At 51.0% G+C, this 10000-nt stretch carries 7 rRNA genes (2 of these 7 only partly in view); all 7 read right to left on the reverse strand.

Annotated elements, in window-relative coordinates:
• Positions 1–783 (reverse strand): 23S ribosomal RNA (locus tag QUG14_RS16670); it reaches 2154 nt to the left of the window's first position.
• A gap of 195 nt (positions 784–978) precedes the next feature.
• Positions 979–2528 (reverse strand): 16S ribosomal RNA (locus QUG14_RS16675).
• Between the two features lie 319 nt (positions 2529–2847).
• Positions 2848–2963, reverse strand: a 5S ribosomal RNA gene (rrf, locus tag QUG14_RS16680).
• Positions 2964–3041: 78 nt separating this feature from the next.
• Positions 3042–5978: ribosomal RNA gene (locus tag QUG14_RS16685) — 23S ribosomal RNA — on the reverse strand.
• 195 nt (positions 5979–6173) lie between these two features.
• Positions 6174–7723: ribosomal RNA gene (locus QUG14_RS16690) — 16S ribosomal RNA — on the reverse strand.
• A gap of 319 nt (positions 7724–8042) precedes the next feature.
• Positions 8043–8158, reverse strand: a 5S ribosomal RNA gene (gene rrf / locus QUG14_RS16695).
• Between the two features lie 78 nt (positions 8159–8236).
• Positions 8237–10000 (reverse strand): 23S ribosomal RNA (locus QUG14_RS16700); it runs 1173 nt beyond the window's last position.
• Together the 16S, 23S and 5S rRNA genes form the textbook arrangement of a ribosomal RNA operon.

Consider the following 10000-nt stretch of genomic DNA (forward strand, 5'->3'; position numbering starts at 1 on the left):
GTTCGGGCCTCCATCCAGTGTTACCTGGACTTCACCCTGGACATGGGTAGATCACCTGGTTTCGGGTCTACGACCACATACTCAAACGCCCTATTCAGACTCGCTTTCGCTGCGGCTCCGTCTTTTCAACTTAACCTTGCATGTAATCGTAACTCGCCGGTTCATTCTACAAAAGGCACGCCATCACCCATGAACGGGCTCTGACTACTTGTAGGCACACGGTTTCAGGATCTTTTTCACTCCCCTTCCGGGGTGCTTTTCACCTTTCCCTCACGGTACTGGTTCACTATCGGTCACTAGGGAGTATTTAGCCTTGGGAGATGGTCCTCCCAGCTTCCGACCGGATTTCTCGTGTCCGGCCGTACTCAGGATCCACTCAGGAGGGAACGAAGTTTCAACTACAGGGTTTTTACCTTCTATGACGGACCTTTCCAGATCGCTTCATCTACCCCGTTCCTTTGTAACTCCATGTTGAGTGTCCTACAACCCCAAGAGGCAAGCCTCTTGGTTTGGGCTATGTCCCGTTTCGCTCGCCGCTACTCAGGGAATCGCGTTTGCTTTCTCTTCCTCCGGGTACTTAGATGTTTCAGTTCCCCGGGTCTGCCTTCAATACCCTATGTATTCAGGTAAAGATACTGCTCCATTACGAGCAGTGGGTTCCCCCATTCGGAAATCTCCGGATCAAAGCTTACTTACAGCTCCCCGAAGCATATCGGTGTTAGTCCCGTCCTTCATCGGCTCCTAGTGCCAAGGCATCCACCGTGCGCCCTTTCTAACTTAACCTAAAAGGTTATTTTCTTCTTAATTACTTAAGAGAGAAAAACTAATGTGGCGATTCTCGGTTTTACTTTGACTTCTTCTTACGATTATCTAGTTTTCAAGGAACGAGTTTAATCATGAGAGAATTGCACTCTCAAAACTAAACAAACAAGTAACAGTCAACGTTTTATCAGTCCACAAGGACTGCATTATCCTTAGAAAGGAGGTGATCCAGCCGCACCTTCCGATACGGCTACCTTGTTACGACTTCACCCCAATCATCTGTCCCACCTTAGGCGGCTGGCTCCTTACGGTTACCCCACCGACTTCGGGTGTTACAAACTCTCGTGGTGTGACGGGCGGTGTGTACAAGGCCCGGGAACGTATTCACCGCGGCATGCTGATCCGCGATTACTAGCGATTCCGGCTTCATGTAGGCGAGTTGCAGCCTACAATCCGAACTGAGAATGGTTTTATGGGATTGGCTAAACCTCGCGGTCTTGCAGCCCTTTGTACCATCCATTGTAGCACGTGTGTAGCCCAGGTCATAAGGGGCATGATGATTTGACGTCATCCCCACCTTCCTCCGGTTTGTCACCGGCAGTCTCCTTAGAGTGCCCAACTGAATGCTGGCAACTAAGAACAAGGGTTGCGCTCGTTGCGGGACTTAACCCAACATCTCACGACACGAGCTGACGACAACCATGCACCACCTGTCACTCTGTTCCCCGAAGGGAAACGTCCTATCTCTAGGAGTGTCAGAGGATGTCAAGACCTGGTAAGGTTCTTCGCGTTGCTTCGAATTAAACCACATGCTCCACCGCTTGTGCGGGCCCCCGTCAATTCCTTTGAGTTTCAGCCTTGCGGCCGTACTCCCCAGGCGGAGTGCTTAATGCGTTAGCTGCAGCACTAAAGGGCGGAAACCCTCTAACACTTAGCACTCATCGTTTACGGCGTGGACTACCAGGGTATCTAATCCTGTTTGCTCCCCACGCTTTCGCGCCTCAGCGTCAGTTACAGACCAGAAAGCCGCCTTCGCCACTGGTGTTCCTCCACATCTCTACGCATTTCACCGCTACACGTGGAATTCCGCTTTCCTCTTCTGTACTCAAGTCCCCCAGTTTCCAATGACCCTCCACGGTTGAGCCGTGGGCTTTCACATCAGACTTAAAGGACCGCCTGCGCGCGCTTTACGCCCAATAATTCCGGACAACGCTTGCCACCTACGTATTACCGCGGCTGCTGGCACGTAGTTAGCCGTGGCTTTCTGGTTAGGTACCGTCAAGGTACCGGCAGTTACTCCGATACTTGTTCTTCCCTAACAACAGAGCTTTACGACCCGAAGGCCTTCATCGCTCACGCGGCGTTGCTCCGTCAGACTTTCGTCCATTGCGGAAGATTCCCTACTGCTGCCTCCCGTAGGAGTCTGGGCCGTGTCTCAGTCCCAGTGTGGCCGATCACCCTCTCAGGTCGGCTACGCATCGTCGCCTTGGTGAGCCATTACCTCACCAACTAGCTAATGCGCCGCGGGCCCATCTGTAAGTGTCAGCGTAAACCGACTTTCAGCTTTTCCTCATGAGAGGAAAAGGATTATCCGGTATTAGCTCCGGTTTCCCGAAGTTATCCCAGTCTTACAGGCAGGTTGCCCACGTGTTACTCACCCGTCCGCCGCTAACCTTTAGGAGCAAGCTCCTAAAGATTCGCTCGACTTGCATGTATTAGGCACGCCGCCAGCGTTCGTCCTGAGCCAGGATCAAACTCTCCAAGAAAGTTGATATAGCTCATTTGTTACGTTGGCTAGTTTCTATAGAAGAAACTAATAATTTTTTTGTTGACGTTCTTGTTTGTTTAGTTTTCAAAGAACAATTTCGCTTTGTATAACAGCGACTGGATAAATAGTATATCGCGTTTCTACTACTTTATCAATTATCAATTATTTCCATTTCACTAGAAATTAATTAAAGATGATAAGGTTGTTTTGTGAGCGACTTTCCTATCTTAACACCGTCGGTGTTATTTAGCAACAGAAAGTTTTTTCCATTTTGATAAATGGGATTAAAAAAGACAGAAAGAATATTTCTGTCTTTCGCCTGGCAACGTCCTACTCTCACAGGGACAAAGTCCCAACTACCATCGGCGCTGAGAAGCTTAACTTCCGTGTTCGGTATGGGAACGGGTGTGACCTTCTCGCCATTGCTGCCAGACTATAAAATTTGAGGTTTTCATTCCCTCAAAACTAGATAATTTCAGAAGAAGTTTGTAAAACGAGTTTCGCTTATAAATTGGTTAAGTCCTCGAACGATTAGTATCAGTCAGCTCCACATGTTACCACGCTTCCACCTCTGACCTATCAACCTGATCATCTTTCAGGGTTCTTACTAGCTTGACGCTATGGGAAATCTCATCTTGAGGGGGGCTTCATGCTTAGATGCTTTCAGCACTTATCCCGTCCGCACATAGCTACCCAGCGATGCCTTTGGCAAGACAACTGGTACACCAGCGGTGCGTCCATCCCGGTCCTCTCGTACTAAGGACAGCTCCTCTCAAATTTCCTGCGCCCACGACGGATAGGGACCGAACTGTCTCACGACGTTCTGAACCCAGCTCGCGTACCGCTTTAATGGGCGAACAGCCCAACCCTTGGGACCGACTACAGCCCCAGGATGCGATGAGCCGACATCGAGGTGCCAAACCTCCCCGTCGATGTGGACTCTTGGGGGAGATAAGCCTGTTATCCCCGGGGTAGCTTTTATCCGTTGAGCGATGGCCCTTCCATGCGGAACCACCGGATCACTAAGCCCGACTTTCGTCCCTGCTCGACTTGTAGGTCTCGCAGTCAAGCTCCCTTGTGCCTTTACACTCTGCGAATGATTTCCAACCATTCTGAGGGAACCTTTGGGCGCCTCCGTTACTCTTTAGGAGGCGACCGCCCCAGTCAAACTGCCCACCTGACACTGTCTCCCACCCCGATAAGGGGTGCGGGTTAGAATTTCAATACAGCCAGGGTAGTATCCCACCGACGCCTCCACCGAAGCTGGCGCTCCGGTTTCTCAGGCTCCTACCTATCCTGTACAAGCTGTACCAAAATTCAATATCAGGCTACAGTAAAGCTCCACGGGGTCTTTCCGTCCTGTCGCGGGTAACCTGCATCTTCACAGGTACTATAATTTCACCGAGTCTCTCGTTGAGACAGTGCCCAGATCGTTACGCCTTTCGTGCGGGTCGGAACTTACCCGACAAGGAATTTCGCTACCTTAGGACCGTTATAGTTACGGCCGCCGTTTACTGGGGCTTCGATTCAGAGCTTCGCTTGCGCTAACCCCTCCTCTTAACCTTCCAGCACCGGGCAGGCGTCAGCCCCTATACTTCGCCTTGCGGCTTCGCAGAGACCTGTGTTTTTGCTAAACAGTCGCCTGGGCCTATTCACTGCGGCTCTTCGAGGCTATTCACCTCAAAAAGCACCCCTTCTCCCGAAGTTACGGGGTCATTTTGCCGAGTTCCTTAACGAGAGTTCTCTCGCTCACCTTAGGATTCTCTCCTCGCCTACCTGTGTCGGTTTGCGGTACGGGCACCTTTTATCTCGCTAGAGGCTTTTCTTGGCAGTGTGGAATCAGGAACTTCGGTACTATATTTCCCTCGCCATCACAGCTCAGCCTTTACGGTAAGCGGATTTTCCTACTTACCAGCCTAACTGCTTGGACGCGCATATCCAACAGCGCGCTTACCCTATCCTCCTGCGTCCCCCCATCACTCAAACGATAAAGAGGTGGTACAGGAATATCAACCTGTTGTCCATCGCCTACGCCTTTCGGCCTCGGCTTAGGTCCCGACTAACCCTGAGAGGACGAGCCTTCCTCAGGAAACCTTAGGCATACGGTGGACGGGATTCTCACCCGTCTTTCGCTACTCATACCGGCATTCTCACTTCTAAGCGCTCCACCAGTCCTTACGGTCTAGCTTCAACGCCCTTAGAACGCTCTCCTACCACTGACACCATACGGTGTCAATCCACAGCTTCGGTGTTACGTTTAGCCCCGGTACATTTTCGGCGCAGAGTCACTCGACCAGTGAGCTATTACGCACTCTTTAAATGGTGGCTGCTTCTAAGCCAACATCCTGGTTGTCTAAGCAACTCCACATCCTTTTCCACTTAACGTAAACTTTGGGACCTTAGCTGGTGGTCTGGGCTGTTTCCCTTTTGACTACGGATCTTATCACTCGCAGTCTGACTCCCACGGATAAGTCTTTGGCATTCGGAGTTTGTCTGAATTCGGTAACCCGATGAGGGCCCCTAGTCCAAACAGTGCTCTACCTCCAAGACTCTTACAACGTGAGGCTAGCCCTAAAGCTATTTCGGAGAGAACCAGCTATCTCCAAGTTCGATTGGAATTTCTCCGCTACCCACACCTCATCCCCGCACTTTTCAACGTGCGTGGGTTCGGGCCTCCATCCAGTGTTACCTGGACTTCACCCTGGACATGGGTAGATCACCTGGTTTCGGGTCTACGACCACATACTCAAACGCCCTATTCAGACTCGCTTTCGCTGCGGCTCCGTCTCTTCAACTTAACCTTGCATGTAATCGTAACTCGCCGGTTCATTCTACAAAAGGCACGCCATCACCCATGAACGGGCTCTGACTACTTGTAGGCACACGGTTTCAGGATCTTTTTCACTCCCCTTCCGGGGTGCTTTTCACCTTTCCCTCACGGTACTGGTTCACTATCGGTCACTAGGGAGTATTTAGCCTTGGGAGATGGTCCTCCCAGCTTCCGACCGGATTTCTCGTGTCCGGCCGTACTCAGGATCCACTCAGGAGGGAACGAAGTTTCAACTACAGGGTTTTTACCTTCTATGACGGACCTTTCCAGATCGCTTCATCTACCCCGTTCCTTTGTAACTCCATGTTGAGTGTCCTACAACCCCAAGAGGCAAGCCTCTTGGTTTGGGCTATGTCCCGTTTCGCTCGCCGCTACTCAGGGAATCGCGTTTGCTTTCTCTTCCTCCGGGTACTTAGATGTTTCAGTTCCCCGGGTCTGCCTTCAATACCCTATGTATTCAGGTAAAGATACTGCTCCATTACGAGCAGTGGGTTCCCCCATTCGGAAATCTCCGGATCAAAGCTTACTTACAGCTCCCCGAAGCATATCGGTGTTAGTCCCGTCCTTCATCGGCTCCTAGTGCCAAGGCATCCACCGTGCGCCCTTTCTAACTTAACCTAAAAGGTTATTTTCTTCTTAATTACTTAAGAGAGAAAAACTAATGTGGCGATTCTCGGTTTTACTTTGACTTCTTCTTACGATTATCTAGTTTTCAAGGAACGAGTTTAATCATGAGAGAATTGCACTCTCAAAACTAAACAAACAAGTAACAGTCAACGTTTTATCAGTCCACAAGGACTGCATTATCCTTAGAAAGGAGGTGATCCAGCCGCACCTTCCGATACGGCTACCTTGTTACGACTTCACCCCAATCATCTGTCCCACCTTAGGCGGCTGGCTCCTTACGGTTACCCCACCGACTTCGGGTGTTACAAACTCTCGTGGTGTGACGGGCGGTGTGTACAAGGCCCGGGAACGTATTCACCGCGGCATGCTGATCCGCGATTACTAGCGATTCCGGCTTCATGTAGGCGAGTTGCAGCCTACAATCCGAACTGAGAATGGTTTTATGGGATTGGCTAAACCTCGCGGTCTTGCAGCCCTTTGTACCATCCATTGTAGCACGTGTGTAGCCCAGGTCATAAGGGGCATGATGATTTGACGTCATCCCCACCTTCCTCCGGTTTGTCACCGGCAGTCTCCTTAGAGTGCCCAACTGAATGCTGGCAACTAAGAACAAGGGTTGCGCTCGTTGCGGGACTTAACCCAACATCTCACGACACGAGCTGACGACAACCATGCACCACCTGTCACTCTGTTCCCCGAAGGGAAACGTCCTATCTCTAGGAGTGTCAGAGGATGTCAAGACCTGGTAAGGTTCTTCGCGTTGCTTCGAATTAAACCACATGCTCCACCGCTTGTGCGGGCCCCCGTCAATTCCTTTGAGTTTCAGCCTTGCGGCCGTACTCCCCAGGCGGAGTGCTTAATGCGTTAGCTGCAGCACTAAAGGGCGGAAACCCTCTAACACTTAGCACTCATCGTTTACGGCGTGGACTACCAGGGTATCTAATCCTGTTTGCTCCCCACGCTTTCGCGCCTCAGCGTCAGTTACAGACCAGAAAGCCGCCTTCGCCACTGGTGTTCCTCCACATCTCTACGCATTTCACCGCTACACGTGGAATTCCGCTTTCCTCTTCTGTACTCAAGTCCCCCAGTTTCCAATGACCCTCCACGGTTGAGCCGTGGGCTTTCACATCAGACTTAAAGGACCGCCTGCGCGCGCTTTACGCCCAATAATTCCGGACAACGCTTGCCACCTACGTATTACCGCGGCTGCTGGCACGTAGTTAGCCGTGGCTTTCTGGTTAGGTACCGTCAAGGTACCGGCAGTTACTCCGATACTTGTTCTTCCCTAACAACAGAGCTTTACGACCCGAAGGCCTTCATCGCTCACGCGGCGTTGCTCCGTCAGACTTTCGTCCATTGCGGAAGATTCCCTACTGCTGCCTCCCGTAGGAGTCTGGGCCGTGTCTCAGTCCCAGTGTGGCCGATCACCCTCTCAGGTCGGCTACGCATCGTCGCCTTGGTGAGCCATTACCTCACCAACTAGCTAATGCGCCGCGGGCCCATCTGTAAGTGTCAGCGTAAACCGACTTTCAGCTTTTCCTCATGAGAGGAAAAGGATTATCCGGTATTAGCTCCGGTTTCCCGAAGTTATCCCAGTCTTACAGGCAGGTTGCCCACGTGTTACTCACCCGTCCGCCGCTAACCTTTAGGAGCAAGCTCCTAAAGATTCGCTCGACTTGCATGTATTAGGCACGCCGCCAGCGTTCGTCCTGAGCCAGGATCAAACTCTCCAAGAAAGTTGATATAGCTCATTTGTTACGTTGGCTAGTTTCTATAGAAGAAACTAATAATTTTTTTGTTGACGTTCTTGTTTGTTTAGTTTTCAAAGAACAATTTCGCTTTGTATAACAGCGACTGGATAAATAGTATATCGCGTTTCTACTACTTTATCAATTATCAATTATTTCCATTTCACTAGAAATTAATTAAAGATGATAAGGTTGTTTTGTGAGCGACTTTCCTATCTTAACACCGTCGGTGTTATTTAGCAACAGAAAGTTTTTTCCATTTTGATAAATGGGATTAAAAAAGACAGAAAGAATATTTCTGTCTTTCGCCTGGCAACGTCCTACTCTCACAGGGACAAAGTCCCAACTACCATCGGCGCTGAGAAGCTTAACTTCCGTGTTCGGTATGGGAACGGGTGTGACCTTCTCGCCATTGCTGCCAGACTATAAAATTTGAGGTTTTCATTCCCTCAAAACTAGATAATTTCAGAAGAAGTTTGTAAAACGAGTTTCGCTTATAAATTGGTTAAGTCCTCGAACGATTAGTATCAGTCAGCTCCACATGTTACCACGCTTCCACCTCTGACCTATCAACCTGATCATCTTTCAGGGTTCTTACTAGCTTGACGCTATGGGAAATCTCATCTTGAGGGGGGCTTCATGCTTAGATGCTTTCAGCACTTATCCCGTCCGCACATAGCTACCCAGCGATGCCTTTGGCAAGACAACTGGTACACCAGCGGTGCGTCCATCCCGGTCCTCTCGTACTAAGGACAGCTCCTCTCAAATTTCCTGCGCCCACGACGGATAGGGACCGAACTGTCTCACGACGTTCTGAACCCAGCTCGCGTACCGCTTTAATGGGCGAACAGCCCAACCCTTGGGACCGACTACAGCCCCAGGATGCGATGAGCCGACATCGAGGTGCCAAACCTCCCCGTCGATGTGGACTCTTGGGGGAGATAAGCCTGTTATCCCCGGGGTAGCTTTTATCCGTTGAGCGATGGCCCTTCCATGCGGAACCACCGGATCACTAAGCCCGACTTTCGTCCCTGCTCGACTTGTAGGTCTCGCAGTCAAGCTCCCTTGTGCCTTTACACTCTGCGAATGATTTCCAACCATTCTGAGGGAACCTTTGGGCGCCTCCGTTACTCTTTAGGAGGCGACCGCCCCAGTCAAACTGCCCACCTGACACTGTCTCCCACCCCGATAAGGGGTGCGGGTTAGAATTTCAATACAGCCAGGGTAGTATCCCACCGACGCCTCCACCGAAGCTGGCGCTCCGGTTTCTCAGGCTCCTACCTATCCTGTACAAGCTGTACCAAAATTCAATATCAGGCTACAGTAAAGCTCCACGGGGTCTTTCCGTCCTGTCGCGGGTAACCTGCATCTTCACAGGTACTATAATTTCACCGAGTCTCTCGTTGAGACAGTGCCCAGATCGTTACGCCTTTCGTGCGGGTCGGAACTTACCCGACAAGGAATTTCGCTACCTTAGGACCGTTATAGTTACGGCCGCCGTTTACTGGGGCTTCGATTCAGAGCTTCGCTTGCGCTAACCCCTCCTCTTAACCTTCCAGCACCGGGCAGGCGTCAGCCCCTATACTTCGCCTTGCGGCTTCGCAGAGACCTGTGTTTTTGCTAAACAGTCGCCTGGGCCTATTCACTGCGGCTCTTCGAGGCTATTCACCTCAAAAAGCACCCCTTCTCCCGAAGTTACGGGGTCATTTTGCCGAGTTCCTTAACGAGAGTTCTCTCGCTCACCTTAGGATTCTCTCCTCGCCTACCTGTGTCGGTTTGCGGTACGGGCACCTTTTATCTCGCTAGAGGCTTTTCTTGGCAGTGTGGAATCAGGAACTTCGGTACTATATTTCCCTCGCCATCACAGCTCAGCCTTTACGGTAAGCGGATTTTCCTACTTACCAGCCTAACTGCTTGGACGCGCATATCCAACAGCGCGCTTACCCTATCCTCCTGCGTCCCCCCATCACTCAAACGATAAAGAGGTGGTACAGGAATATCAACCTGTTGTCCATCGCCTACGCCTTTCGGCCTCGGCTTAGGTCCCGACTAACCCTGAGAGGACGAGCCTTCCTCAGGAAACCTTAGGCATACGGTGGACGGGATTCTCACCCGTCTTTCGCTACTCATACCGGCATTCTCACTTCTAAGCGCTCCACCAGTCCTTACGGTCTAGCTTCAACGCCCTTAGAACGCTCTCCTACCACTGACACCATACGGTGTCAATCCACAGCTTCGGTGTTACGTTTAGCCCCGGTACATTTT

Origin of the sequence: Neobacillus sp. CF12 (genome assembly GCF_030348765.1) — a bacterium.
Taxonomy (GTDB): Bacteria; Bacillota; Bacilli; order Bacillales; family Cytobacillaceae; genus Neobacillus.